This is a genomic window from Mesorhizobium sp. M0983 (assembly GCF_040318975.1).
Lineage (GTDB): Bacteria > Pseudomonadota > Alphaproteobacteria > Rhizobiales > Rhizobiaceae > Mesorhizobium.
The window spans coordinates 63,635-90,061 of sequence record NZ_JAMYNH010000013.1 but is presented as its reverse complement, the minus strand read 5'-3'; the positions used below and the strand labels follow the sequence as shown (position 1 = coordinate 90,061).

General features: G+C 62.6%; 25 protein-coding genes and 2 tRNA genes. 13 read left to right on the top strand and 14 right to left on the bottom strand.

Annotated features, from left to right (window positions below; translation table 11 throughout):
• Positions 1–201 precede the first annotated feature (201 nt).
• Positions 202–1,176 (bottom strand): GlxA family transcriptional regulator, encoded by a 975-nt coding sequence (locus NKH71_RS22380; protein ID WP_352895338.1) that lies wholly within the window; start codon positions 1,174–1,176, stop codon positions 202–204.
• A gap of 130 nt (positions 1,177–1,306) precedes the next feature.
• On the opposite strand from NKH71_RS22380, the gene NKH71_RS22375 reads away from it, so the two are divergent.
• The gene (locus NKH71_RS22375; protein WP_352791276.1) at positions 1,307–2,134 is read left to right on the top strand and encodes an alpha/beta fold hydrolase; all 828 of its coding nucleotides are present in this window, start codon (positions 1,307–1,309) and stop codon (positions 2,132–2,134) included.
• Between the two features lie 124 nt (positions 2,135–2,258).
• On the opposite strand, the gene NKH71_RS22370 is transcribed toward NKH71_RS22375, so the two are convergent.
• A tRNA-Pro gene (locus NKH71_RS22370) sits at positions 2,259–2,335 on the bottom strand.
• 158 nt (positions 2,336–2,493) lie between these two features.
• Between NKH71_RS22370 and NKH71_RS22365 the strand changes: the two genes are divergently transcribed.
• The 3 genes from NKH71_RS22365 to NKH71_RS22355 all read left to right on the top strand — a co-directional run bounded on the left by NKH71_RS22365 (position 2,494) and on the right by NKH71_RS22355 (position 4,211).
• Positions 2,494–2,799, top strand: coding sequence for an ETC complex I subunit (locus NKH71_RS22365; protein ID WP_352515784.1), 306 nt, complete (start codon positions 2,494–2,496; stop codon positions 2,797–2,799).
• A gap of 54 nt (positions 2,800–2,853) precedes the next feature.
• Positions 2,854–2,930, top strand: a tRNA-Arg gene (locus tag NKH71_RS22360).
• A gap of 60 nt (positions 2,931–2,990) precedes the next feature.
• Positions 2,991–4,211, top strand: coding sequence for an anion transporter (locus NKH71_RS22355; RefSeq protein WP_352495570.1), 1,221 nt, complete (start codon positions 2,991–2,993; stop codon positions 4,209–4,211).
• Between the two features lie 108 nt (positions 4,212–4,319).
• On the opposite strand, the gene NKH71_RS22350 is transcribed toward NKH71_RS22355, so the two are convergent.
• The 4 genes from NKH71_RS22350 to NKH71_RS22335 all read right to left on the bottom strand — a co-directional run bounded on the left by NKH71_RS22350 (position 4,320) and on the right by NKH71_RS22335 (position 7,368).
• On the bottom strand, positions 4,320–4,634 hold the full coding sequence (locus NKH71_RS22350) for a cupredoxin domain-containing protein (RefSeq protein WP_352481771.1): 315 nt from the start codon (positions 4,632–4,634) through the stop codon (positions 4,320–4,322).
• Between the two features lie 11 nt (positions 4,635–4,645).
• On the bottom strand, positions 4,646–5,170 hold the full coding sequence (locus tag NKH71_RS22345) for a DUF4142 domain-containing protein (protein ID WP_023719753.1): 525 nt from the start codon (positions 5,168–5,170) through the stop codon (positions 4,646–4,648).
• A gap of 104 nt (positions 5,171–5,274) precedes the next feature.
• Entirely contained in the window at positions 5,275–5,946 is a 672-nt protein-coding gene (locus tag NKH71_RS22340) for an RNA polymerase sigma factor (RefSeq protein WP_023719752.1), read from the bottom strand.
• A 252-nt stretch (positions 5,947–6,198) separates the two neighbouring features.
• Positions 6,199–7,368 carry a cystathionine beta-lyase gene (locus NKH71_RS22335; protein WP_352481770.1) on the bottom strand — a complete coding sequence of 390 codons (1,170 nt, stop codon included), beginning with the start codon at positions 7,366–7,368 and terminating at the stop codon, positions 6,199–6,201.
• A gap of 436 nt (positions 7,369–7,804) precedes the next feature.
• Between NKH71_RS22335 and NKH71_RS22330 the strand changes: the two genes are divergently transcribed.
• The 5 genes from NKH71_RS22330 to NKH71_RS22310 all read left to right on the top strand — a co-directional run bounded on the left by NKH71_RS22330 (position 7,805) and on the right by NKH71_RS22310 (position 14,259).
• The gene (locus tag NKH71_RS22330) at positions 7,805–8,833 is read left to right on the top strand and encodes an amino acid ABC transporter substrate-binding protein (protein ID WP_023719749.1); all 1,029 of its coding nucleotides are present in this window, start codon (positions 7,805–7,807) and stop codon (positions 8,831–8,833) included.
• An 80-nt stretch (positions 8,834–8,913) separates the two neighbouring features.
• Entirely contained in the window at positions 8,914–10,101 is a 1,188-nt protein-coding gene (locus NKH71_RS22325) for an amino acid ABC transporter permease (RefSeq protein WP_023719748.1), read from the top strand.
• A 4-nt stretch (positions 10,102–10,105) separates the two neighbouring features.
• On the top strand, positions 10,106–11,263 hold the full coding sequence (locus NKH71_RS22320; protein ID WP_023719747.1) for an amino acid ABC transporter permease: 1,158 nt from the start codon (positions 10,106–10,108) through the stop codon (positions 11,261–11,263).
• A 69-nt stretch (positions 11,264–11,332) separates the two neighbouring features.
• Entirely contained in the window at positions 11,333–12,082 is a 750-nt protein-coding gene (locus tag NKH71_RS22315; RefSeq protein ID WP_031194215.1) for an amino acid ABC transporter ATP-binding protein, read from the top strand.
• Between the two features lie 257 nt (positions 12,083–12,339).
• The gene (locus tag NKH71_RS22310) at positions 12,340–14,259 is read left to right on the top strand and encodes a multicopper oxidase domain-containing protein (RefSeq protein ID WP_352814888.1); all 1,920 of its coding nucleotides are present in this window, start codon (positions 12,340–12,342) and stop codon (positions 14,257–14,259) included.
• Positions 14,260–14,333: 74 nt separating this feature from the next.
• Here NKH71_RS22310 and NKH71_RS22305 read toward each other — a convergent pair whose 3' ends face one another.
• The 3 genes from NKH71_RS22305 to NKH71_RS22295 form a co-directional block, all read right to left on the bottom strand.
• Positions 14,334–15,047: a HoxN/HupN/NixA family nickel/cobalt transporter gene (locus NKH71_RS22305; protein ID WP_023719744.1), complete on the bottom strand. Its 714-nt coding sequence runs from the start codon at positions 15,045–15,047 to the stop codon at positions 14,334–14,336.
• A 155-nt stretch (positions 15,048–15,202) separates the two neighbouring features.
• Positions 15,203–16,105 carry a cation diffusion facilitator family transporter gene (locus tag NKH71_RS22300; RefSeq protein ID WP_502900410.1) on the bottom strand — a complete coding sequence of 301 codons (903 nt, stop codon included), beginning with the start codon at positions 16,103–16,105 and terminating at the stop codon, positions 15,203–15,205.
• Positions 16,102–16,365 (bottom strand): metal-sensing transcriptional repressor, encoded by a 264-nt coding sequence (locus NKH71_RS22295; protein WP_352895337.1) that lies wholly within the window; start codon positions 16,363–16,365, stop codon positions 16,102–16,104. Before NKH71_RS22295 ends, NKH71_RS22300 begins: the two co-directional genes overlap by 4 nt.
• 103 nt (positions 16,366–16,468) lie before the next feature.
• Between NKH71_RS22295 and NKH71_RS22290 the strand changes: the two genes are divergently transcribed.
• Positions 16,469–17,140: a TIGR02117 family protein gene (locus NKH71_RS22290; RefSeq protein ID WP_352481908.1), complete on the top strand. Its 672-nt coding sequence runs from the start codon at positions 16,469–16,471 to the stop codon at positions 17,138–17,140.
• A 194-nt stretch (positions 17,141–17,334) separates the two neighbouring features.
• Here NKH71_RS22290 and NKH71_RS22285 read toward each other — a convergent pair whose 3' ends face one another.
• Positions 17,335–18,543, bottom strand: a complete 1,209-nt coding sequence (locus NKH71_RS22285) for an FAD-dependent monooxygenase (RefSeq protein ID WP_352895336.1) — start codon at positions 18,541–18,543, stop codon at positions 17,335–17,337.
• A gap of 19 nt (positions 18,544–18,562) precedes the next feature.
• Entirely contained in the window at positions 18,563–18,808 is a 246-nt protein-coding gene (locus tag NKH71_RS22280) for a zinc-finger domain-containing protein (protein WP_254820632.1), read from the bottom strand.
• 149 nt (positions 18,809–18,957) lie between these two features.
• Between NKH71_RS22280 and NKH71_RS22275 the strand changes: the two genes are divergently transcribed.
• Genes NKH71_RS22275 through NKH71_RS22265 form a run of 3 tightly spaced genes read left to right on the top strand, consistent with a single transcriptional unit; the run spans position 18,958 to position 23,810 of the window.
• Positions 18,958–21,159, top strand: a complete 2,202-nt coding sequence (locus NKH71_RS22275; RefSeq protein ID WP_352481763.1) for an RNA degradosome polyphosphate kinase — start codon at positions 18,958–18,960, stop codon at positions 21,157–21,159.
• Positions 21,159–22,691 (top strand): exopolyphosphatase, encoded by a 1,533-nt coding sequence (gene ppx / locus NKH71_RS22270; protein WP_023722728.1) that lies wholly within the window; start codon positions 21,159–21,161, stop codon positions 22,689–22,691. Before NKH71_RS22275 ends, ppx begins: the two co-directional genes overlap by 1 nt.
• Positions 22,692–22,748: 57 nt before the next feature.
• The gene (locus tag NKH71_RS22265; protein ID WP_352895335.1) at positions 22,749–23,810 is read left to right on the top strand and encodes a serine hydrolase domain-containing protein; all 1,062 of its coding nucleotides are present in this window, start codon (positions 22,749–22,751) and stop codon (positions 23,808–23,810) included.
• A 23-nt stretch (positions 23,811–23,833) separates the two neighbouring features.
• Here NKH71_RS22265 and NKH71_RS22260 read toward each other — a convergent pair whose 3' ends face one another.
• The 3 genes from NKH71_RS22260 to fumC form a co-directional block, all read right to left on the bottom strand.
• Positions 23,834–24,256 carry a DoxX family protein gene (locus NKH71_RS22260; RefSeq protein WP_023722730.1) on the bottom strand — a complete coding sequence of 141 codons (423 nt, stop codon included), beginning with the start codon at positions 24,254–24,256 and terminating at the stop codon, positions 23,834–23,836.
• A gap of 120 nt (positions 24,257–24,376) precedes the next feature.
• Positions 24,377–24,811, bottom strand: a complete 435-nt coding sequence (locus NKH71_RS22255; RefSeq protein ID WP_352468371.1) for a DoxX family protein — start codon at positions 24,809–24,811, stop codon at positions 24,377–24,379.
• A gap of 128 nt (positions 24,812–24,939) precedes the next feature.
• Positions 24,940–26,337 carry a class II fumarate hydratase gene (gene fumC, locus NKH71_RS22250; RefSeq protein WP_023722732.1) on the bottom strand — a complete coding sequence of 466 codons (1,398 nt, stop codon included), beginning with the start codon at positions 26,335–26,337 and terminating at the stop codon, positions 24,940–24,942.
• Positions 26,338–26,427 lie beyond the last annotated feature (90 nt).

The following is a 26,427-nucleotide window of genomic DNA, read 5'->3' as shown; positions in this document are numbered from 1 at the left end:
AACAAAAGCTGGCATCCGTCTTGCAGCAAGGAGCTTGCCGGCTGATCCCGGTCCTGATTGCGTATCAATCAGGTAAGTAGGCTCGCCGGGAGATGGGGTGGTTGGGGTTCTCTTCCCGGCGAGCTTGCCTTTGGCAGCATCGAATCGATAGCGCCATTGCGCGGCGGCCGGGCCTCAGCTCTCTCCACCCGCAATCACAGCTCATTCCACGCCAAAGCGCCGGCGATAATCGCCGGGCACCAGGCCGGTTATCCTGGCGAATACCTTGCGGAAGGAGCCGGGATCGTCATAGCCGACCTCCCAGGCGATCTGGTCGATCGATCGTATCGTGGTTTCCAGCATCTCGCGCGCCTTGCCGACGCGCAGGTGCTGACAATATTCGGTCGGCTTGAGGCCGGTGGCGTTGCGGAACCTGCGTAGGAAAGTCCGCTCCTCCAGTCCGGCATGCTCTGCCATGGCGCCAAGCGTCACGTCACGCGCGCCGTTCGCCTGCAGCCAGTGCTGCACCTTGAGGATCGCTTCGTCGCCATGGGTCAGTCGCGGCGCAAACGGGCTGTAAAAACGTTGCTCGCGGCCCGGCGGATCGACCAGCATGAAACGGGCCGTGTCCATCATGACGGCTGACCCGAGCACCCTGTCCACCAGCTTGAGGCCAAGGTCGGTCCAGGCCATGTAGCCGCCGGCGGTGATGATATCGCCATCGTCGATGACCAGCCTGTCGGCGTCGAGCAGGATGTCTGGAAAGCGTAGCGCCAGCGCGTCGCGATAGGCCCAGTGCGTCGTCGCCGCACGGCCGGACAACAGGCCGGTCTCGGCAAGCACGAAGGCGCCGGCGCAGACCGAACCGAGCGTCGCCCCTGCCATGTGGCGGTCCCTGAGCCAGCCGGCATAGGGTGCTGCCGCCTCGCGCGGAATCGGATCACCTAGGGTCGGGGGCAAGATGACCATGGCAGGTCCATGGCCAGCACCGGACCCGCTGTCGAAGGTGCGGATAACCGTTGGGCTCGCCTCCTGCAGCCGCCAATGGCTGACGCGAAGCGTCGCCGCCTCCGGCGACCGCTCGACAGCCAGCCGGTTTGCCAGCATGAAAAGATCGGTCAGGCCGAGCACGGCTGCTTCCTGCACGCCGGGATACAAGACAAGGCCGATTTCGATCAGATCACGCGCAGCCGTCATTTGTCAGTTTTGCCACGTTGAATGTCCGTTTTGCCAATGCTCACCCTGACCGCACGTTATAATTTGTCCAGCTGAAGGGGGCTAAAAGCTTCCCTGTTACCCGCCAACTTTTCCATCAAGGAGTAGGACGATGAGCACATTCACCACCCGTGACGGCACCGAGATTTTCTACAAGGATTGGGGCAAGGGCCAGCCGATCGTGTTCCATCACGGCTGGCCGCTGAGCTCAGACGACTGGGACAACCAGATGCTGTTCTTCCTCGAAAAGGGCTACCGCGTCATCGCCCATGACCGCCGCGGGCACGGCCGCTCGTCGCAGACCGCGACCGGCAACGACATGGATACCTACGCTGCCGACGTCGCGGCGCTGGCGGCGCATCTCGATCTCAGGGATGCGATCCACATCGGCCACTCGACAGGTGGCGGCGAGGTGGCGCGTTACGTCGCGCTTTATGGCGGCGGCGGCCGTGTTGCCAAGGCGGTGCTGATTGGCGCCGTGCCGCCGATTATGGTCAAGACCGACAGCAACCCCGGCGGCTTGCCGATCGAAGTCTTCGACGGCTTTCGCGCGGCTCTGGCCGCTAACCGCGCCCAGTTCTACAGGGATGTGCCGGCCGGCCCGTTCTATGGCTTCAACCGCGAGGGCGCCAAGATCTCGCAAGGCGCCGTCGACAATTGGTGGCGCCAGGGCATGATGGGCGGAGCCAAGGCCCATTACGACTGCATCAAGGCATTCTCGGAGACCGATTTCACCGACGACCTCAAAAAGATCGAGGTTCCCGTCCTGATCATGCATGGCGACGACGACCAGATCGTGCCGATCGCCGATTCCGCGCTGCTTGCGGCCAAGCTGGTGAAGCATGGCACGCTCAAGGTCTACAAGGGCCTGCCGCACGGCATGTGCACCACCCATCCGGAGATCATCAATCCGGATCTGCTGGCCTTCATCCAGGGCTGACGGCTCGCATATCGGACGGGCAGCGCAGGCTCGTGCTGTCCGTCCGTCGCTTAAGCATGACCGGCGACAGGAGACACGCTCGAGCGTGATCCGCTTGCCCTGCCGACGAGATTTGCTTGATGAATGGTCGGAGTGGAGAGATTCGAACTCCCGACCCTCTGGTCCCAAACCAGATGCGCTACCAGGCTGCGCTACACTCCGAACGGTCTGTTGCCTAGTGATTTCGGCCCGCCAAAGCAAGCTAAAAAGCCATCGGCCTTGCTGCCGGCGGCATTGCGCAGTAATGACGAGCTAGTGCATGGCCAGAGAACAGTAATCTGGTCTCGGGTCATGTGCTTGCAACCAGCAATGAGGTGGTCATGTCAGCCCGCATTTTCAGCCCAGCCAAAACCGCGATGCAGTCCGGCAAGGCCAAGACCGGCTACTGGGTGCTGGAATTCGATCCGGAGCAGCGCAAGAAGATCGATCCGCTGATGGGCTACACCACGTCCGGCGACATGCGAAGCCAGATCAGGCTGACCTTCGACACCAGGGAAGAGGCGGTCGCCTATGCCGAGAAGGAAGGGCTGTCTTTCCGCGTCGAGGAGCCGAAGGAAATCAAACGCCGCCAGATTTCCTATGCGGAGAATTTCCGCTATGACCGCAGGACGCCCTGGACGCATTGATCTCATACCGGCCCTGCCGGCGCCAACAATCAGCCGGTCATGCGGCCGGCCAGCGGTCCCGTAGCTCAGCTGGATAGAGCACCGGCCTTCTAAGCCGATGGTCACAGGTTCGAATCCTGTCGGGATCGCCAATATTTCAGCGTCCATTCCGGACAGGTTCACTCGCCAGTCGCGAACAGGATTTCCAACACATGACAGCGATGGGCGCGGCGGCATTGCTGATCCTGGTCCTGACCTATGCCGGCGTCGCCATCGGCACGATACCAGGGCTACGCCTCGACCGGGCAGGCATCGCGCTGCTCGGCGGTGCGGCGATGATCGCCATCGGCGCGCTCAGCATGGAGGACGCCTACCGCGCCATCAGCTTCGACACCATCACGCTTTTGCTCGGCATGATGATCGTCGTGGCGCATCTGAAAGTGTCCGGCGCTTTTCGCGCGCTCGGCGGGTTCGCCATTGAGCATGCGCATGCGCCATTCATGCTGCTGGTGATGGTGACGCTGTTGACCGGCGTCCTGTCGGCATTCCTGGTCAACGACGCCATCTGCCTGGTCATGGCGCCGATCGTCGTCCATGTCACCCGCGTCATCAACCGCAACCCGGTTCCCTATCTGATCGCCACCGCCACGGCCTCGAATTGCGGCAGTGTCGCCACCATCACCGGCAATCCGCAGAACATGGTCATCGGCGCCCTGTCGGGGATTTCCTATCCGGCCTTCTCGGCGGCACTTGCACCGGTCGCGGCGTTCGGCCTCTTCGCCGTCATCGTCATCATCCGCATCGTCTACCGCGCCGAATTTTCGCGCAAGGCCGAGCTCAGCCCCGAAGTCTATCGCGGCCGCATGCTGCCGGGGCAGGTGCTCAAGGCGGTGGTCGTCTGTATCGGTTTGGCGGTCGCTTTCTTTGCCGGCGTTCCCGTAGCCAAGGCGGCGCTGATTGGCGGTGCGATTCTGTTGCTGACCCGCGCCATCAAGCCTGAGCGCATCTATCGCGAGATCGACGGGCCGCTGCTGTTCATGTTCGCCGGGCTGTTCATCGTCGTCGCCGGTGCCGAAAAGACATTGCTGACGCCCGACATCGTCGCTTCGGCAAAGGACCTTGGGCTGAATGATGTCTGGCGGCTGTCCGGCTTCACCGCAGTGCTGTCCAACATCATGAGCAACGTTCCGGCCGTGCTGGCGCTGCGGCCGTTCATACCCGGCCTGGAGAATCCAGAGCGTGCCTGGCTGGTCGTCGCCATGAGCTCGACCCTGGCCGGCAATTTCACGCTGCTCGGCTCGGTCGCCAATCTGATCGTTGCCGAGCACGCGCGGGTCTCCGGCAAGCCGCTGGGCTTCATCGCCTTCTTCAAGGTTGGCCTGCCATTGACGCTGGTCACGCTTCTTGTCGGGACGGCATGGCTGGCGGCCTAAAAGCACGTCGCGTTCGACCGGCCTCATGCGACGCGCTTTAGGCTCTTGTTTTATGCATGTCGTTATCGCAAAACCGCTGCACACTTTTGCGCGACAGGCATTAGCCAGTCAGGGCGATGTCACCGTCACATGGCCCTTCATATTGGGATGGAAGCGGCAGAAATAATCGACCGATTCGGCCTTCTTCACCATCAGGCTTGCTGCCTGCTTCGGCGGGATCATCACTTCCCAGCCGCCGTTGACGGTTGCCGTGTGGGCGAACACGTCCTTGTTCACCCACTTGATCGTGTCGCCGACCTTCGCCTCGATGTTTCCGGGCGAAAACACAACCTTGTCGATCGTCACCTCAATGGTTTCGGCCTTGGCAGGTGCGGCGCCGATGGTCAGCGCCAGCGCAACCCACAGATGCCGCCTCGACACCATTGGCCCGATCCTCACTTCAGCATACCGGCGACGTGTTCGGCGTGCTGTTCGTGGCCCTGGAATATTTTCAGGCCGGTTTCCAGCAGGCTCTTCAGCTCGGCATTGCCGGCCGACGGGATCAGCAGAGTTTCGAGCGCGCCATTGACCTGCTTGTGGTAGGCCACCTCGCTGGCGACATAGGCCTTGTCGAACGCCGCGCCCTTGAGCTTGGCAAGCTTGGCACGTTCCTCGGCCGCCGCCTTGGTCAGCGCTTTGCTGGTCGGATTGTCCTCAGGCGTGACCTTGAGCTTCTTGACCAGGTCGAGAGCCTGTTTGTTGACGGCCTCGTGATCCCGCACCATGTCCTTGGCGAAATCTACGACCTCTTTGTTTTTCGATTTCTGCAGCGCCTGCTTGGCCGCCTCGACGTCAAGCACGCCCGCTGTGTAGGCGATATGTGCGATCTGCGGATCGGTCGGCTTGTCGGCAGCTTGCGACAAGGGCGCTGCGCTAAGCAGGAAAAATGCGGCCAGTGCCGTGGTCGATCGAATAAACATGATGCTCTCCTTCGCCCCGACGCCGAGCTGCATCGGGCTTCGTTTTCAGTGATGCTCATTGGATGCAGGTCGCCGGAAAACGTTCCCGCGAAAATCGACGCGACCTATCCGGAAAGACCAAGCCGCTGCATCACGGCATTGGTCAGCCGTTCACAGCGCCGGCCCGCGAACGGAAACGCGTCGAGCAGCACCGGGCCGATCTGGTCGTCCAGCGCCTTGCGCACCAGCGCACGAGCGCGGTGCAGCCGGGTCTTGATGGTTTCTGGTCGCACGCCAAGCAGTTCGCCGGTCTCCTCGATGCTCAGCCCCTCGATGACTCGCGCCACGAACACCAGCCGGTAGACATCGGGAAGACTGTCGGTTGCCCGTTCGACAAGCTCAAGGATCTGCCGTTGCGCCATCGTCCGCTCCGGATCGTCGCTCGGGTTGAGGGGAAACCGGATGATTTCGGCTTGCGGATTTTCAGGTATCGCCACCATTCGCCGCCTTTTGCGCAAGCGGCCGAGCGCTTCGTTGATGACGATACGCGACAGCCACGTGGCGAGCGAGGCATCGCCACGAAAGGCCTCGAGGTGGGCAAACGCCCTGACATAGGCCTCCTGGACGATGTCCTCGGCCTCGCTGTCGTTGCGCACAACGCCGCGGGCGATGCGGTAGAGCCTCTGGTTGTGCGTCTTGATGATGGTGCGGAATGCATCGCCATCGCGTGCCAGCGCGCGGCCGACAAGCTGCATGTCGCCGGAAGCGGCGGACGTTGCCGTCAACACAGCCGGCATTGGCGATCTCCTGATAGGCTTCTCATCGGGATATTGGATGCATCGGCCGACAAAAGGTTCCCGACCGATCCGCCGGCCAGCCTCGATCCGCATCAAGCGCCGGCAGAAGCTATTCTATCGCTTCCGCCACGCCGGCGTCTCTATTTTGTAGACGCCGCTTCATCGGCTGATCGGTCGCCATGACACCGCTCAGGATCGCAGTGTTTCCAGGCTGTTACGCCGATTCCTGACTCAGTCTGGCAAGGTGCTGGCTCAGGCCTCTGCGGCCGCCGCCAGCCCGCGCGCCAGGTCGGCCTTCAAATCCTCGACATCCTCGAGCCCGATCTGCAGGCGCACCAGCGGTCCGTCATACGGGCCCTTGGCGACGGTACGGTCGCCCAGGAATACCGGCACGGCAAGGCTCTCATAGCCGCCCCAGGAATAGCCGAGGCCAAAAAACTTCAACGCGTCGAGGAAGGCGTGCTGCTGCTTCTGTCCGCCGCCTGCAAGGACGATAGAGAAGATGCCGCTCGATCCGCAAAAATCGCGCTTCCACAAAACGTGGTCGGGATGGCTGGGCAGCCCCGGATGCAGCACCTGCGCCACGCCCGGCTGGCCCTCCAGCCAGCCGGCGAGGGCAAGCGCGCTCTTTTGATGGTGCTCCAGCCGCACGCCCATTGTGCGCAGGCCGCGCAGCACCTGGTAGACGTCATCCGGCCCGGCGCAGCATCCCATCGTGTTGAACGTCTCGCAAAGCTGCTTCCAGCAGGCTGCGTTGGCCGAGACCGTGCCGAGCAGCACGTCGGAATGGCCGGCCGGGTATTTCGTCGCCGCATGGATCGAGATGTCGACGCCATGGTCGAGCGGGCGGAAGTAGAGCGGCGTCGCCCATGTGTTGTCCATCATGACGATGGCGCCGGCGGCATGCGCTGCCTTGGCGATGGCCGGTATGTCCTGCACCTCGAAAGTGTTGGAGGCCGGCGATTCGGTGAACACCACCCTGGTGTTGGGCTTGATCAGCGCCGCGATGCCGGCGCCGATGCGCGGTTCGTAATACTCGACCTCGATGCCCAGCCGCTTCAGCATCGTGTCGGCGAAATTGCGGGTCGGGTGATAGACGGAATCGACGATCAGCAGATGATCGCCGGCCGACAGGAAGGCGAGCAGCGGCAGCGTCACCGCCGCCAGGCCCGATGGAACCGCGACCGTGCCCGCAGAGCCTTCCAGCGCATCGATCGCGCTGTTCAGCGCATCGGTGGTCGGCGTGCCCCGCGTTCCGTAGGTGTATTTCTGGCTGCGTGAAGCCATCGCCGCCGCGTTGGGATAAAGCACGGTCGAGGCATGCACCACCGGCGGGTTGACGAAGCCGAAATAGTCATGCGGGTTGTTGCCGGAATGGGCGAGCCGCGTGTTGATGCCCATCTCGCTGCCGTCTTTTGCCATTGCATTTCGTCCCGTGAGTAGGTCGTTAGCCATAGTGCGGCGGCATTGGCCGCGCAACCGCACCGCACTCGCCAGGCAAAGGTCTTGAATATGCCAATTCAGCAATGCGCCGTAGATCCGCAGGGCGCCCGGCGCGGTCGGGAAGTCGCGGTCGGGAAGGCGCGATCGGATTTTGCCGGCTTTATCGGCGCGTTGACCGATTTGCGGGCGCGTTTGTCTGCGATTCAGGCATTTCAGCCAGTTGGTTTTCAAAGTCTTTCGGATTTGGTCATTTCCCTTGACCTCACAGGAATAATCGCCTTCGATGTTGTTCGTGAATGGGAGACAGCGCGTCGGTTACGATGCGGGATTCCGGTAATGGGCCGGGATACGAAGCTGCGTTCACACGGGAAAAAGTCAGGTTCGCCTGGAAAAAACAGAAAAGGGTCTGTGGGTCATGAAACACATTGCAATCGGCGTTTTGGGCGCCGCCGCGTTTGGATTCGCGGCTTCGGCCGCATCCGCGAGCACGCTCGACGACGTCAAGGCGAAAGGCTTCATCCAGTGCGGCACCAACACAGGTCTTGCTGGCTTCGCGGCGCCGGACGACAAGGGTGAATGGAAAGGCATCGATGTGGATTTCTGCCGCGCCGTGGCGGCCGCCGTCTTCGGCGATGGCACCAAAGTCAAATTCACGCCGCTCAGCGCCAAGGAGCGGTTCACCGCGCTGCAGTCGGGCGAGGTCGACATCCTGTCGCGCAACACCACCTGGACCATCAACCGCGATACGGCACTTGGCCTGAACTTCGTCGGCGTCACCTATTATGACGGTCAGGGCTTCATGATCAACGCCAAGAAACTGCCGGGCGTCAATTCGGCGCTGCAGCTTTCGGGCGCGGCGGTCTGCGTGCAGAGCGGCACCACGACCGAGCTCAATCTCGCCGACTACTTCAAGGCGAACAAGATGGAATACAACCCCGTCGTCTTCGAAAAGCTGGATGAGGTCAACGCCGCCTATGACGCCGGCCGCTGCGACGTCTACACCACCGACCAGTCGGGTCTCTACGGCATCCGCCTGACGCTCAGCGCGCCGGCCGACCATGTCGTGCTGCCCGAGATCATCTCCAAGGAACCGCTCGGCCCGGCCGTGCGCCAGGGTGACGACCAGTGGTACCACATCGTCAAGTGGACCTACTTTGCGCTGTTGCAGGCCGAGGAACTGGGCATCACCCAGGCTAATGTCGACGAGATGAAGAACTCGGACAATCCTGAGATCAAGCGCGTGCTCGGCCAGGAAGCCGACACCAAGATCGGCACCGATCTCGGCGTCTCCAACGACTGGGTCGTCAACATCGTCAAAGCAGTTGGCAACTACGGCGAAATGTTCGAACGCAATGTCGGTTCGGGCAGCCCGCTGAAGATCGCGCGCGGCATCAACGCGTTGTGGACCAAGGGTGGCCTGCAATACGCTCCGCCGATCCGCTGATCGAAATGTGATCCGGAAGGCAGCTTCCTGCCTTCCGGTTTCTCTTTCCAGGGGATGGTCGCCAGAAGGGTGGTGGTTTAATGGCATCGCAGGAAATTCTTCGCGAGGAGCCAAGCCGCGGTTCCTTCATCAATGATCCTCGCGTCCGCGGCATATTCTTTCAAGCACTGGTCCTCGTCCTGCTGGTAGCGGGTGTCTGGTGGGTCACCCACAACGTCATCGCCAATTTGACGCGGCTGCACATCGCTTCCGGCTTCGGCTTTCTCAAGGGCCGCGCCGGCTTCGACATCAGCGAAAGCGCCATCGCTTATTCATCGGATTCGACCTATTTCCGTGCCATCCTGGTTGGCTTTATCAACACCGTGATCGTTGCTGTCGTCGGCATCATCACCGCCACCATCATCGGTTTCATCGTCGGCATAGGCCGGCTGTCGCATAACTGGCTGATCAGGAAGATCTGCACCGTTTATGTCGAGGTGTTCCGCAACATCCCACCGCTGCTGGTCATCTTCTTCTGGTATTCCGGCGTGCTCGCCGTGCTGCCGCCGCCGCGCGACAGCATCAATTTGCCGTTCGGCTCCTTTCTCAACCAGCGCGGCTTCTATTTTCCCCGCGCTATGTGGGGCGAGGGATCCTGGCTGATCCTGGTCGCACTGCTCCTCGGCATCGCCATGGCCTGGTTCGTCGCCCGCAAGGCGCGACAGCGGCAGATGGCGACGGGGCAGCCATTCCCGGTGTTCTGGACATCCATAGCGTTGATCGTCGGCCTGCCGCTGCTGGCCTACGCGCTGAGCGGCTTTCCGCTGAGCTTTGAATTTCCAAAGCAGTCGACCTTCAATCTCGTCGGTGGCTTTCAGGTCAGGCCCGAGTTCCTGTCACTCTATCTGGCGTTGTCCTGCTATACGGCCGCCTTTATCGCCGAGATCGTGCGCGCCGGCATCAGGGGCGTCAGCGCAGGCCAGACCGAGGCGGCCGCTGCACTCGGGCTGCGTTCGGGATCGATCCTCAGACTTGTCGTCGTGCCGCAGGCGATGCGCATCGTTATTCCGCCGCTGACCAGCCAGTACCTCAACCTGACCAAGAATTCCTCGCTCGCCATCGCCATCGGCTATCCGGACCTGACGGCGACGGCTGGCACGGTCTTGAACCAGACCGGGCAGGCAGTCGAAGGCGTGGTGATCATGATGGCGGTGTACCTGGCGCTCAGCCTGATCACGTCGGCGGTCATGAACGTGGTGAACGCCAGGATGGCGCTGGTGGAGAGATAAGGCCATGCAAGAGCACGATATGTCCTGGGTGCGGACGGAGATGGCGCTGGCGCAGGCGGCGCCGTCGAGCGAGCGCGGCCTCGGCGCCTGGGTCCGCAAGAATCTGATCGCGTCGACCGGCGACACCATCCTGACCATCATCGGCATCGTGCTGGTTGCCATGATCCTGCCGCAGATCGTCAATTGGGCTTTCATCAACGCCCAGTGGACGGGACCGGACCGCACGGTCTGCGCCACCGTGGCGCAGGGCGGCATCCAGCCGGACGGCTGGACCGGCGCCTGCTGGGCCTTCGTCAACGCCAAGTTCGGCCAGTTCATGTTCGGCCGCTATCCCCTGGAAGAGCGTTGGCGCCCGATCCTGGTCGCCATCCTGTTCGTGGCGCTGCTGGTGCCGCTGCTCATTCCGCGCGTACCGCGCAAGGGGCTGAATGCCATTCTTCTCTTTTTTGCGCTGCCGGTCGTCGCCTTCGTTCTGCTGCTCGGCGGCATGTTCGGCCTGCCCTATGTCGAAACCCCGCTTTGGGGTGGACTGCTGGTGACACTCAGCCTGTCCTTCGTGGGCATCGCTGTGTCGCTGCCGGTCGGCATCGTGCTGGCGCTCGGCCGGCGCTCGAACATGCCGATCGTCAAGCTGCTGTGCGTGATCTTCATCGAGACGGTACGCGGCATCCCGCTGATTACGGTGCTGTTCTTTGCCAGCGTGATGCTACCGCTGTTCCTGCCGGCCGGCGTCAGCTTCGACAAGTTCCTGCGCGCGCTGATCGGCGTGTCGCTGTTTGCCGCCGCCTACATGGCCGAAGTGGTGCGCGGCGGCCTGCAGGCGATCCCCAAAGGCCAGTATGAGGGCGCCGATTCGCTCGGCCTCAGCTACTGGCAGAAGATGGGTCTGGTCGTCATGCCGCAGGCGCTGAAGCTGGTCATTCCCGGCATCGTCAACACCTTCATCGGCATGTTCAAGGACACCAGCCTGGTCATCGTCATCTCGATGTTCGACCTCCTCGGCATCGTCAAGCAGAACTTCTCCGACGCCAGCTGGGCAACGCCGCAGACGGCCAGGTCCGGCCTGGTGTTCGCGGCCTTCATCTTCTGGCTGTTCTGCTTCGGCATGTCGCGCTATTCAATGTACACGGAACGCCGTCTCGACACCGGCCACAAACGCTAAAAAGGGGACCTTGTCATGGTCATAGAAAACGCCGTCAGCGCGGAAGAGATCAAGGTCAATGCCGCCAAGATGCATATTTCCACCACCGATGTCGCCATCGACATCATCGCCATGCACAAATGGTACGGCGAATTCCATGTCCTGAAGGACATCAATCTAAAGGTGATGCGCGGCGAGCGGATCGTCATCTGCGGCCCGTCGGGCTCCGGCAAATCGACGATGATCCGCTGCATCAACCGGCTGGAGGAACACCAGAAGGGCAAGATCATAGTCGACGGCAAGGAACTGACCAACGATCTGAAGAAGATCGACGAGGTGCGCCGCGAAGTCGGCATGGTGTTCCAGCACTTCAACCTGTTTCCGCATCTGACCATCCTCGAGAATTGCACGCTGGCGCCGATCTGGGTGCGCAAGATGCCGCGGAAGCAGGCCGAGGAAATCGCCATGCATTTCCTCACGCGCGTCAAGATCCCGGAACAGGCCAACAAATATCCCGGCCAGCTTTCCGGCGGCCAGCAACAGCGCGTGGCGATCGCCCGCTCGCTGTGCATGAACCCGCGTATCATGCTGTTCGACGAGCCGACCTCGGCGCTCGACCCGGAAATGATCAAGGAAGTGCTGGAGACGATGGTCGGGCTGGCCGAGGAAGGCATGACCATGCTCTGCGTCACCCATGAAATGGGCTTTGCGCGCAAAGTCGCCAACCGGGTGATCTTCATGGACCAAGGCCAGATCGTCGAGCAGAACACGCCGGCCGAGTTCTTCGACCACCCGCGCCACGAACGCACGAAACTGTTCCTGTCGCAGATCCTGCACTGATCCTGTACGCCGGTTCGGAACAAGACCGGCGGACCGGGCTCGCTGCGTTGCTCAGGGCCTTACGCGTATTCGACGAGCGCTGACCGTGCGCGGCGCGAGAAGATAGCAAGCGTGCTTCAGGCCGCTCGAGTGGTCACCTTGCAACCTGGTAGCTAAGGCCGGCACGGATCATAAGCGCGCCGGCTGCGTTCATTGCCATTGGGAGTTGTATAACGAGCCGCGTTGGCGCGTGCGGCGGCAGGTCAAGGTTCATCCCGATGCTCATCCAACCGATCGATTATTTTCTCGTCGTCTGGTTCGCACTGGCGCTGGCTTCGACGCTTTATGTCGGCTTCGATCAATATCGCAACAATCCCGAGCCGGTGGTGATGAAATGGGGATTCATCCTGGTTACCCTCTATATGGGTCCGCTCGGCTTGCTGCTCTACGTGCTAGCCGACAAGGAGCCCCGGCCGGGCGAGCATGAACTCTTTACCCGGCCGCTCTGGAAGCAGGGCGTCGGCTCCACCATCCACTGCGTCGCCGGCGATGCCACCGGCATCATTCTTGCCGCCGCCGTCACGGCGGCGCTCGGCCTGCCGATGTGGATCGACCTGATCGTCGAATATCTCGCCGGCTTTGCCTTCGGCCTGTTCATCTTCCAGTCGCTGTTCATGAAATCGATGATGGGCGGCACCTATTGGGAGAATGTGCGCAAGAGCTTTCTGCCCGAGTTCATCTCCATGAACTTCATGATGGCCGGCATGGCGCCGGTCATGAGTTTTCTGATGATGGGCCGCGACATGCGCGCGATGGAACCGACGGAGCTTTTGTTCTGGGGCGTGATGTCGATCGGCGTCATCGCCGGCTTTGCGCTTGCCTACCCGGCCAATGTCTGGCTGGTCGCCCGCGGCTTGAAACATGGGCTGATGACACAGCGCCAACAGGCGGCCGGCACCGACGGTCGAGAGCAGCCCCACCAAGGGCAACACGCGCAGATGCAAATGCAGCAGGCCGACGCCAGCGGCCATCACGGGCAGCACCACGATATGGCTTCCCACAAAGGCAAAGGCGGCGCCGGTCATCACATGGAGACGGATGCCACGACCCCGCAAGTCGCCGCCCTCAGCATGGTCTCCCTGCTGGCCCTCGCCATCGGCATGATCGCGCCGGCGAATTGGCTGAACCTGACGCTGTCGGCGCGCGACGTCGGCGGGGTGATCATGCCGCAAGGCATGATCATGGACCGCGACACGCCGGCCGACGCGATGCGCGACATGGCCGCCACCGATCCTCGCCTTGTGGCCGCCTCTTATGATCTGACGGCAAAGGGTGACCAGGACCTGCCTTTTCGAATGGAAAACGGCATCAAGGTGTTCGAGCTCAGGCCTTCGGTGGTCCGCTGGCAGATCCTGCCGGACGTTGCGGTCGACGCCTATGCCTATAATGGCCAGATTCCCGGTCCGCGAATTCACATTCGCCAGGGCGATCGGGTCAGGATCAACGTCGTCAACGGCCTGCCTGAGGAAACGACGGTGCATTGGCATGGCCTGATCCTGCCGAACCAGATGGATGGGCCAGCCGAGATCACGCAGGCGCCGATCGAGCCCGGCCAATCCTATTCATACGAATTCACCGCAACCCAGCACGGAACCTATTTCTATCACCCCCATGCCAAGCCGGACCGGACCCAGGCGCTCGGCCTCTACGGTGCGCTGATCATCGATCCCGCCAATCCCGCCGATGAGGTCGCGGCCGACCATGATTACGTCATCGAGCTTCAGGAATGGCTGGTGCGGGAAGGGCTGACCTACCCGTCGATGCCGATGGACGGCGGCATGCCGAATTTCTTCACCATCAACGGCAAGGCCTATCCCTCGACCGAGACGATTCCGATGAAGGTCGGCGAGACGCTCAAGGTGCGGTTCATCGGCACCAACAACGGCTTCATCCATCCGATGCACATCCATGGCGGACCGTTCGAGGTCGTTGCCCGCGACGGCGAGACGATCCCTGCCTCGGGTCGTTTCCTTGCCGATACAGTCAACGTCGGGCCAGGTCAGCGCTATGACGTGATCTGGAAGGCACAGCGTCCGGGCAAATGGCTGATCCATTGCCACATCCCGCATCACACCACGAACAACAATGTCGAGGAGAAGGGCGGCGGCGGGCTGATGGTCGTGATCGATGTGACATGACCGGCGTCGGCTTGGCTCGTTCCAACTGCTGCACCGGCCCGGACGCCATGCAGTGGCTGAAACCATGTTTTCTCTTAAGCTGATGTGATCTGCCAGACAGCGACGCCGGCAAGGGCGAGACCGGCAGCGCCCTCGATGGCCCGGGAGATGGTTTCGAACAGCCGTGGCTGGCGCGCGAAAAACTGTACAAGCCGTTCCCGAAACACGATCGACAATACCGCGACGCAGGACAGCGTCAGCGCCACGCCGACCATCATGGTGATGGCAAACAGGACGCCCGCTGCCGGAACACCCCTGGAGATCGCGAAAGTCATCGCGAAAAGCGTCAGCGGGCAGGGGATCAGGCCTGCCATCACGCCGACAGCCTCGCCTTCGTGCCTGTGGTGATGGCTGTGGCTCAAAGCGCGCCAGAGCATCCAGACGCCAATGAGGCCGAGCAGCCCACGACTGATATGCTCCAGGAGCGGAGCGCGGCCAACGCTGCCCAATGCTATGGAGACCAGTGGCAGCGAGAGAGCCGCAATCAGAACGGCAATCGTCACATGCGTGAACGATAGCGTGATAGACACGAGCAGGCCGCGCGAGACCTTCGCATCCGAACCGGCAAGATAGGTCGCCAGGACCGCCTTGCTATGACCCGGCGTCAGCGCATGGGCAGCCCCGAACACGACGCCCATCGGCAGGAAGGCCATGAATGCCAGCCAATTGCCTCCGGCCGCAAGCAGCTTGATCTGCTCGCCGAGCGTCAGATAGATCGTGCGCTGAAATTCGACGAGCGTCTGGAACATCGGACGAGACTAGCAGAAAATCGGCGAGCGTCAGTGCATGTGGCCGTGGTCATGCGTGTGCTCGTGAGGGTGCGGATGGTCGTTCTCTCCACGTTCCGTTGAAAACCGGACATTCGCCTCAGCCAGGGCTGGCATATGCTGGGACAGTTCGTCTTTCAGCGCTGCCGCGATCTTGTTCGCCGCCGACAGCGGTAAGGTTTCGTCCGCGGCAATTGCGATTCGGCGTGCAATCTATGACCGACCCAGCGCGCCTTAGCATCGACAATGCGTGCGCCCGCAACATGCTCGGCGGCATGTCGGATTTCATCCATCACACCGGGTTCGATTCCGTCCAGCATGCGGGTCAGCACCGAACGGGCCGATTGCCACACGATACCGAAGATCGCAATCGTGATCAGCAGGCCGACGATCGGGTCGGCCAAGGAAAAGCCGAGCCAGACGCCGATGGCTCCGATGACCACGGCAAGGCTGGTAAGTCCGTCGGTGCGGGCGTGGTAGCCGTCGGCAATGAGTGCCGCGCTGTTGATTTCGCGGCCGACGCGGATACGGAACACGGCAACCGCCTCGTTGCCGAGGAAGCCGACAATGCCCGCCGCCGTCAGCCAGCCGAGGTGTGTCACTACTTGTGGATTGATCAGCCTGTCGATGGCTTGGTAGGCGGCGACAACAGCGCTGAACAGGATGATGAGCACGATGATGATGCCGGCCAGATCCTCGACCCGGCCCAAGCCATAGGTAAAGGTCCGCGACGGCTTGCGCCGCGCCAGCACGAACGCAATCCATAGCGGGATCGCCGTTGTCGCATCGCCGATGTTATGGATCGTGTCGGCCAGCAATGCCACGCTCCCCGACAGCACAACCACGACCATCTGCAACGCCGCGGTGATGGCCAGGATTACGAACGACCATTTGATTGCCCAGATGCCCCGGTCGGTGGTAGCAATTGTCGCATCGATGACGCCGTGGGTGTGACCGTGCGAACCGTGATCGCCGTGATGATGTGCGGCGTGCGAGCCGAACCCGAGCCAGTCCAGAATGCGGGCTACGATGGCATTCATAGATACTTCGCCAGCTGCTTGAGTTCCGCCAGCGAGTTGCCGCCGGTTTCCACGCTGTCCGTGAAGCAATGCTCGATGTGATCGTTGATCAGCTCGCGCTTGGCGCTGCTGATGGCCCTTTCGACGGCATGAAGCTGCTGCGCCAGATCAACGCAAGGGCGATGCGCCTCGATCATGGCCAGCACAGCCGCAAGGTGACCTTGCGCGCGCTTCAGGCGCTTTATGATGGAAGGATGCGAGGCGTGGAGGTGATCTGACATGCTTGAGCATATCCTCCCGGGGAGGATACGCGTCAAGCGCTTTGTCAGCCGTGCAACTCCAGAGACGCTTCACCTTGAGCATGGCTTGCTCTAAGCCTTTCCCATGAAGAAGCTTGCCCGTTTTCTTGGCCTGCTGGTCGTTGCAACAGTGCTTGCCGCAGCGCTGGGCACGCTGCTGCCGCGCCCGCTCTGGCCGGCGGCAGTTGCCGATCCGATCGGCGCAAGCCACCGCATCTTGGTGCTGCAAAATCCGATCCACACCGACATCGCCATTCCGGTCGACGACGATATGCGCCGGCGCTTCCATTTCCTGGTCGATGCCGGCATTCCTGCCGACATGGCGGAGGTCCGCTACATCGTCTTCGGCTGGGGCGGCCGCGCCTTCTATCTGGAGACGCCGACCTGGTCGGAGCTGAAGCCGATGCCGGTGATGAAGGCGCTGACCGTCGATGCCTCGGTGATGCATGTCGACATTTCCGGCGACATCGCCGAGCCGCATCCCGACGTCGCCGGCTTCGACATCGGCGACGAACGCTTTGCAGCGCTGCTCGATTACATTGCGGCAAGCTTCCAGCGGGGGCCGAACGGGGCCATTCCGATCGAGAATGCGGCCTATTCCCGCTTCGATCGTTTCTTCGAAGCCAATGGCCATTTCAACGCGCTGATCGGCTGCAACACCTGGACGGCGGCGGCACTGCGCACGGCCGGGCTGCGCACCGGCTGGTGGAACCCGCTGCCAGCCTCGCTCGGCCTGTCGATGCGGCTTCACAATTGAAGAGGGTTCCGGCTGATCAACGCCGCGATCCTTCGAGCCCTCCTTTCGCCAATCTCTAACGTTGCAGGACCTAGCAAGGCGCCGAAACTGCCAATCTCCCTCCTTGTGGGGGAGATGTCCGGCAGGACAGAGGGGGGCGCTGTCCCGCCGGCCTATCGAGCTTTTTATCGCCGATCCCCAGACTCGCGCGCCCGCTAGCCATAAAGCCAATCAAGATCGGCGGCGAGCTTTTCGGGTGAGCGCATCGCCAGGAACAGGTTGCGGGCCATCGCCACCGGCCCGGCCGCGTGCCAGGCGAGGCGGTTGACCGCGCCGCGGCGGGCGACCTGGGCGACGCGCGGCCGCCGCGCCTGTTCCCAAGCGGCAAGCGCGCCGCTGAGATCGGCAGGCGAGGTGGCAACGAAGCCGGCAAGCGTCGCCGCGTCCTCGATCGCCATCGCCGCGCCCTGTGCGGCAAAGGGCGTCATCGCATGCGCCGCATCGCCGATCAGCGCGACGCCTTCCGGTGTCGTCCACCGCCGCTGCTCGACGGTGTGGATCGGCCATGCCGTCCACGGCGCCGCCTCGCTCGCCAGACGGACCAGCGCCGGCGCGGTACCGCGCATGGCACTGACGAGGCTGGCGGGGTCGGCATGCCCCGACCAGCCCTCGGCGATTCGCTCACCCCTGGTGAAGGCGGCGAGATTAAAGGCAGTGCCACGGCTGACCGGATAGGCGACCATATGGAAGCCGGGATAGAGGAATGCAGTAACGCAATCGGGCGCACCGATCATGCCGAAGGCCTGTCCGGCGAGGCTGTCCGCGGCCACCGTGGCTCGCCAGGCAAGCTCGCCCGAGAATCGGCTTCTGACAAAGTCGGCCTCCGTGCGGGCCAGCTTTTCTCGCACCGACGACCAGACGCCGTCGGCTCCCACCAGCAACGATGCCTCGGTTTCGATGGTCGTGCCGGCAATCTCGACTGTTGCGGTGATGCCATTCGGTCCGGATGCTACGCTGCCGACGCGGGCGCCGGTGACAAGCTCGAACTCGGGTCGCTCGGCTGTCCGCGCCATCAGCGCTGACTGCAGATCGCCGCGGTGGGCAACGAGATAGGGCGCTCCCCAGCGCGTTTCGGCGGCCTGGCCAAGCGGTACGCGCGCCAGCTCACGCAGCGTGGCGGCATCCTTGAGCACGACCGCCTCCGGCCGCACCGCCGTCGGCAGCAGCCGATCGAGTACGCCGAGTTGTCGAAGAATGCGTGTCGCGTTGGGCGACAGCTGGATGCCGGCGCCGGCAGCCTCGAGGTGCTGCGCCTGTTCGAACAGTTTTATCCGATAGCCGCGCTCGGCGAAGGCCAGTGCCGCGGTCAGCCCGGCAACGCCCGCCCCGGCGATGACCACATGCCGGGACTGCGTTTCTCGCATCAGGCTTGTCGCGGAAGAATCAGGCGGCCTGGTCGATATAGAGGCAGCCCGGCGGCTGCGTTTCCAATGCCTTCAGCTTCGGCGAATAGCGATAGAGCGTCGAGCAATAGGGGCAGACTTTTTCATTGTCGTCGCCCATGTCGAGAAATACATGCGGATGGTCGAAAGGCGGATTGGCGCCGGTGCACATGAATTCCTTGACGCCGATGTCGATTGCCGGATAGCCCGCATCGTTCTGGAAATGGGGAATGGAACCGCCTGCCATCGTCGTCTCCTGATCTTGTCGATTGCATCTGGATCATAACCCGTCTCTTTGCAAGATCGATGAAATGAAACTGTCGCAAAAGCCTGTCAGAGGATAAGTTAAGCCGGTTAAGGCTGGCGCCGACGGCTGGTGTAGGAAGAGCAGGAACCATGAACGAACTGAAGCCGGTGCAAAGCGAATTCATCACCATCGAGGCGGCGAGCCGCGAAGGCGGCAATCCTGACCGCTTCGTCAACCGCGAGTTTTCCTGGCTGCAATTCAATCGGCGCGTGCTCGAGGAATCGCTGAACGCCAATCATCCGCTGCTCGAGCGCGTTCGCTTCCTGTCGATATCGGCGGCCAATCTCGACGAGTTCTTCATGGTCCGCGTCGCCGGTCTTGCCGGCCAGGTGCGCGAGGGCATCGTGCTGAAGAGCCCGGACGGGCGCACCCCCGAGCAGCAGCTCGAACAATTGCTGCGCGAGGTCGAGCGCCTGCAGGAGGACCAGCAGAACAGCCTTTCGGCGCTGATGCTGCAGCTCAACAAGGAAGGCATCGAGAGCATCACCCGCGATGCGCTGACCAAGGACGAGAAGACCTGGCTCGAGGACCATTTCCAGGAGCAGGTGTTTCCGGTCCTGACGCCGCTGTCGATCGACCCAGCGCATCCGTTTCCGTTCATTCCCAATCTCGGTTTCTCGATGGCGCTGCAATTGCGCCACCGCAAGAACGGCGAGGAAATGAGCGCGCTTTTGCGCCTGCCGGTAGCGCTGAGGCGCTTCATCCGCTTGCCGGATCGCAAGCATCACGTCCGCTTCGTTCCGCTCGAAGAGGCGGTCAGTCTCTACATCGGCAAGCTGTTCCCCGGCTACGAGGTCAAGGGCTCCGGCACGTTCCGCATCATCCGCGACAGCGATATCGAGGTCGAGGAAGAATCCGAAGATCTGGTGCGGCTGTTCGAGACGGCGCTGAAGCGTCGCCGCCGCGGCTCGGTCATCCGGATCGAGTTCGACAGGCTGATGCCGTCCGAATTGCGCGACTTCGTCGCCGGCGAGCTTGGCGTCTCGGCCAGCCGCATCAGCGTGCTTACCGGTCCGCTGGCGCTTAGCCAGATCTCGGAGATCGTCGCCGTCGCTCGCGACGATCTGAAGTTCACGCCCTACAATCCGCGCTTCCCGGAGCGCATCCGCGAGCATGGTGGCGATTGCTTTGCCGCCATCCGCGAGAAGGACATCATCGTCCACCACCCCTACGAATCCTTCGACGTGGTGGTGCAGTTCCTGCGCCAGGCGATGGCCGATCAGGAAGTGGTGGCGATCAAGCAGACGCTCTACCGCACCTCCAACGACAGCCCGATCGTGCGGGCTTTGGTCGACGCCGCCGAGGCCGGCAAGTCGGTGACGGCGCTGGTCGAGCTCAAGGCGCGCTTCGACGAGGAGGCCAACATCCGCTGGGCGCGCGACCTCGAGCGCGCCGGAGTCCAGGTCGTCTTCGGCTTTCTCGAGCTGAAGACCCACGCGAAAATGTCGCTGGTGGTGCGGCGCGAGGATGGCAGGCTACGCAATTACGTGCATCTCGGCACCGGCAATTACCACCCGGTCACCGCGCGCATCTACACCGACCTGTCCTTCTTCACCACCGATCCGACGATCGCGCGCGATGTCGCGCAATTGTTCAATTTCATCACCGGCTATGCCGAGCCGGCCGAGCAGATGCGGCTGGCCATATCGCCGTTCACGCTGCGCAACCGCATCCTCAAGCATATTTCGGACGAGATCGGCCACGCGCTGGATGGCAGGCCGGCTCGCATCTGGATGAAGATGAATGCGCTGGTCGATCCGATCATCATCGATGCGCTCTACGATGCCAGCCGCGCCGGCGTCGAGATCGATCTCGTCGTGCGCGGCATCTGCTGCCTGAGACCGCAGGTGCCGGGCCTGTCGGAGAACATAAGGGTGAAGTCGATCGTCGGCCGCTTCCTCGAGCACAGCCGCATCTATTGCTTCGGCAACGGCCACGGCCTGCCCTCGGACGGGGCGATCGTCTACATCTCCTCGGCCGATTTGATGCCGCGCAATCTCGACCGCCGGGTCGAGACCATGGTGCCGATCACCAATCCAACTGTGCATGAACAGGTGCTCGGCCAGATCATGCTCGGCAACATCATGGACAACCAGCAAAGTTTCGACGTATTGGCTGACGGAACCTCCCGGCGCGTTGTGCTGGAGGAGGGCGAGGAACCGTTCAACGCGCAGGAATATTTCATGACCAATCCGAGCCTGTCCGGACGGGGCGATGCGTTGAAGTCGCATGCGCCCAAGCGCATCGCGCAGTTCAAGCGCCGCAAGAAACAGAACGCAGCGACGGGCTGATGATTTCAGCGTCCCAGGGCCGGCTTCAGGACCGCCGACCGCTGTCCATCATCGATATCGGGTCGAACTCGATCCGTCTTGTCATCTATGAAGGGCTGGCGCGCTCGCCGACCTTGCTGTTCAACGAAAAGATGCTCGCCGGCCTCGGCCGCGGCATCGTTTCGACCGGAAAGCTCGATCCCGAGGCGGTGACGCGCTCGATGGAAGAGTTCCGCCGTTTCCGCGCGCTCTCCGACCAGGCCGGCGCCGAGCGCATGTATGTGTTGGCGACCGCCGCCGCCCGTGAGGCGGTCAACGGCCCCGACTTCATCCACCGCGCCGAGGATGTACTCAAGACCGAGATCCAGGTGCTGAGCGGCCGCGAGGAAGCCCATTATTCGGCGCTCGGCGTCATCTCCGGTTTCCACCCGGCCAACGGCATCGCCGGCGATCTTGGCGGCGGCAGCCTCGAACTGATCGATATCGACGGCGAGGCGATCGGTGACGGCATCACCCTGCCGTTGGGCGGCTTGCGCCTGCAGGACATGGCGAAGAACTCGCTGACCCAGGCGGCAAAGATCACGCGCGAGCAACTGGCGCGGGCGAAATTGCTGAAGGGCGGACAGGGCAGGGCCTTCTACACGGTCGGCGGCACCTGGCGAAACCTCGCCCGTCTGCACATGGAAATGACCAACTACCCGCTCGGCGTCATGCACCATTACGAGATCGGCATCGAAAGCGCCGCGAGCTTCCTCCGGCAGGTCGCCAAAGCCGAGATCGATAAGGTCAAGGGCATCGAGGGCGTCTCCAAGAACCGCCGCTCGCTGCTGCCCTACGGCGCCATCGTGCTGCAGGAGATCATGGCGGCGATGCAGCCGTCGAAGATCATCGTGTCGGCGCTGGGCGTGCGCGAGGGCTTTCTCTATTCGCTGCTCGACAAGGCCGAACAGAAAGCCGATCCGCTGATCTCGGCGGCGGAAGAGCTTGCCCGCCTGCGCTCGCGATCGGTCGACCACGCGCATGAGCTTGTCGAATGGACCGGTAAGGCCTTCGCTGCCTTCGGCATCGACGAAACCAGGGATGAGGCGCGCTACCGCCACGCCGCCTGCCTGCTTGCCGATATCGGCTGGCGCGCCCATCCCGAATATCGCGGCAAGCAATCGCTCAACATCATCGCCCACGCCTCGTTCATCGGCGTCGACCATCCCGGCCGCGCCTTCCTGGCGCTTGTCAGCCTGTTTCGCCACGAGGGCGTGTTCAATGAAGCCGCTCCGGAAATCCGCGGGCTGGCGACACCGCGCTATCTCGAACGCGCCCGGGTATTGGCGGCGCTGTTGCGCGTCGTCTATCTGTTGACCGCGGCAATGCCGGGCGTCATGCCGCGGCTGAAATGGGAAAACCGCGGCAATGGCGTGCTGGCGCTAGTGCTGCCGGCAGCGCTGGCCGATCTTTACGGCGAGCGGCCGGCTGGCCGGCTGGCACAGCTGGCAAGAGTCACCAACCGCCGACTGGTGCTGGCGGTCGAGGGCGGGCCGAGTATGTCTGTGAAGTGAACGGGCGGTCCAAGGCCGGATTTCGGGACGTGGGGTAAACGCGGAGCGAAAAATTCCATGACCATCCCATCGTCATCTCCGTCCGTAGCTGCAGCAGAAGCGCTCGGCTTCGATCCAGCGATCCACCGCAAGCTGCTTGCCGGGCTCGAGTCCGGCCTGTTGCGCGACCTGCACATCGTTCTCGCTGCCCGCTCCGAGAAGGTCTTCCTGGAGCACTATGCCGAGGGCAGGGACGAAGAATGGGGGCGCCCGATCGGGCAGATCGCCTTTGACGCCGGCACGCTGCACGATCTGCGCTCGGTAACGAAGAGCATCGTCAGCCTGCTTTACGGCATTGCCCTCGACACGGGACTGGTGCCGCCACCCGATGCGCCGCTCTTCGCGCTGTTTCCCGAATACGCCGATCTCGCCGCCGATCCCTCGCGTGAGAAGATCACGATCGGCCATGCGCTGACGATGACGCTCGGCATGGAGTGGGACGAAAACCGTCCCTATAGCGATCCGCAGAACAGCGAGATCGCGATGGAGAACGCGCCCGATCGTTATCGCTTCATCCTTGAGCGGCCGATCATCGCCGACCCTGGGAGCCGCTGGATCTATTCCGGCGGCAGCGTCGCGCTGGTTGGCGCGATCATTGAAAGAGGCTGCGGCAAATCCCTGCCGGATTTCGCGCGCGAGGCGCTTTTCGCGCCGCTTGGCATCGAGCGCTTTCACTGGTCGGCTGGTGGTGACGGCGTCGCCTCCGTAGCGTCCGGCCTCAGGCTGGCGGCCCCTGATCTTTTGAAGATCGGCCAACTCCTTCTTCGCAAGGGTCTGTGGAATGGAGAGAGGATCGCGTCGGAAGGCTGGATAAACGCGTCGTTAACAGCCACAATCTCGACGCCGGACGGCCTTGGTTATGGCCGGTTGTGGTTCACCGGCGACGCGCCGGCGCCAGCATTCGCCGCCCCGAAATCATGGTATGGGGGTTTCGGCAATGGCGGACAGCGGCTCTGGCTGATGCCCGAGGCCGACATCGCCGCCGTGATCTATGCAGGCAAGTACAACGCCCAGGATGCCTGGGTGACGCCGACCCGCGTCTGGCGCGAGATCATTCTGGCCAATTTCCTGAACGCCTGATGATCTGTGCTGACGCCAGTCTTTCAGGTCGCTTCGGCACCGACGCCGATGCCACGCCCGTCGGCCGACCAGGCGCCCGCACCAGCCATTGCCAGCGCCAGAAAACCACCTGCTATGGCAATGTCCTTCATCAGCATCTGTGAATGCAGGAAGGTCAGCGTCGGATCGTCGCCGCCTTGGCCGTAATGACCGATGAAGGCGGTCGCGATGCAGAAGGCGGCGAGCAGCAGCGCCACGATCGGCGTCTTGAAGCCGACGAGGATGAGCAGCCCGGCGATCAGCTCGAACAGCCCCGTGCCCCAGGCAGCGAGTGTTGGCAGCGGCAGTCCGAGGCCGGCGAAATAGCTAGATGTGCCGGCGATATCGGCAAGCGCATGGAAGCCGGACGGCACGAACAGCGCGGCGAGCAGCAGCCGGGAAAGCAAGAGCAGTGCATTGCGAGGCATGGTCTCCTCCGATATCGGCGGCCGATCCTAGCAGAGTTCCAGCCAGCAGATATAAACCGACAACGAAAAAGGGGCGCGGAAAATTCCGCGCCCCTTTTGTCTAGGCAATGCTGGGCCGCGTCAGCCGCGCTTGGCGTCGATCGAATACGCGCCTGGACCCGACGAGGCGAGCACGAGGAAGCCGCCGGCAATGCCGAGGTTCTTCATGAAATTGATCATCTGCATCTGATCGGCCCAGCCGGTGTGGGCGACCAGCGCGGTGGCGACGGTGAAGATCGCCATCACCCAGCCGACGATCCGGGTCTGGAAGCCGACGAGGATGGCGAGGCCGCCAAGCAGTTCGATGAGGCCAACGACAATGGCGGTCACCATCGGCAGCGGCAGGCCAAGGCTGCCGAAATAGCCGGCCGTACCGGCAATCGCCGTCAGCTTGCCGAAGCCGGAAAGCAGGAAGATGACCGAAAGCAGGATGCGGCCGAGCAGGATCGTGCCCGAGGCGCCGGAGGCGGTGCCGGACCCGGCAAACGAAGTGTTGGTGGACGTGTTGGTGGACATGCGTAACTCTCCAGAAGGGTTTGGCCAAACGACTTGGGATAGCCGTCCAGTTAGCGCATGCCGACTGTTCACCAAAGACGTCAGATTGGTTACGGATTGTTCACCGAGGTAACGTTTTCGCGATCAACTTACCCCGGGTGCGTCATGTCCTCCGGCCGCACCAGCCGCTCATAATCGGCTTCGCTGACCAGCCCGGTCGCCAGCGCTTCCTCGCGCAGCGTCGTGCCGTTCTTGTGCGCCGCCTTGGCGATCTTGGCGGCGTTGTCGTAGCCGATCGTCGGCGCCAGCGCCGTCACCAGCATCAGCGAACGGTCGAGCGCTGCCTTGATGTTGTCTTCGCGGGCCTCGATGCCGACGACGCAATTGTCGGTAAACGACACCGAAGCGTCGGCCAGCAGCTGTACCGATTGCAGGAAACAATAGGCCATCAGCGGATTGTAGACGTTGAGCTCGAAATGGCCTTGGCTGCCGGCGAAGCTGATCGCCGCATTGTTGCCGAACACCTGCACGCAAACCTGTGTCATCGCCTCGCATTGTGTCGGATTGACCTTGCCCGGCATGATCGAAGAGCCCGGTTCGTTTTCCGGCAGCGACAATTCGCCGAGGCCCGAACGCGGGCCGGAGCCAAGCAGGCGGATATCGTTGGCGATCTTGAACAGCGCTGCCGCGCAGGCATTGATGGCGCCGTGCGAGAAGACCATGGAATCATGGGCGGCCAGCGCCTCGAACTTGTTCGGCGCCGTGACGAAATCGATGCCGGTGATCGCGGCGATACGTGCCGCCACCTTTTCGGCAAAACCGACCGGCGCGTTGAGGCCGGTGCCGACCGCGGTGCCGCCCTGTGCCAATTCCTGCAGACCTGGCAGGGTCATCTCGATGCGCTTGATCGACGAGGCGACCTGCGCCGCATAGCCGGAGAACTCCTGGCCGAGCGTCAGCGGCGTCGCGTCCTGGGTGTGGGTGCGGCCGATCTTGACGATGTGGGCGAAAGCCCTGGTCTTGGCCTCGAGTGCCGCATGCAAATGTCTCAGCGCCGGCAGCAGGTCGTGGATGATGCGCTCGGCGCAGGCGATGTGCATGGCCGTCGGATAGGTGTCGTTCGACGACTGGCTCATATTGACGTGGTCGTTTGGGTGCACCGGCTTCTTCGAGCCCATGATGCCGCCCAAAAGCTCGATCGCCCGGTTGGAGATCACCTCATTGGCGTTCATGTTGGACTGGGTGCCCGAGCCGGTCTGCCAGACGACCAGCGGGAAATGCTCGTTGAGCTTGCCGTCGATGACCTCCTGGGAGGCTTCGATGATGGCCTTGCCGATCGCCGGATCGAGTCGCTTCAGCTCCATATTGGCTTCGGCGGCGGCCCGCTTGACGATGCCCAGCGCCCGCACGATCGACGCCGGCTGTTTCTCCCAGCCGATCTTGAAATTGGCAAGTGAACGCTGCGCCTGCGCGCCCCAGTAACGGTCGGCGGCGACCTCGATGGGACCGAACGTGTCGGTTTCGGTTCTGGTCTCTGGCGCGCTCACGAAGTCTCTCCGGGTTGCAAATTTGCAAACGGCGTATCGCGTTGCACAAATGCCTTCAAGCGGAGATTGCGGACGATGGGGATGCAAATC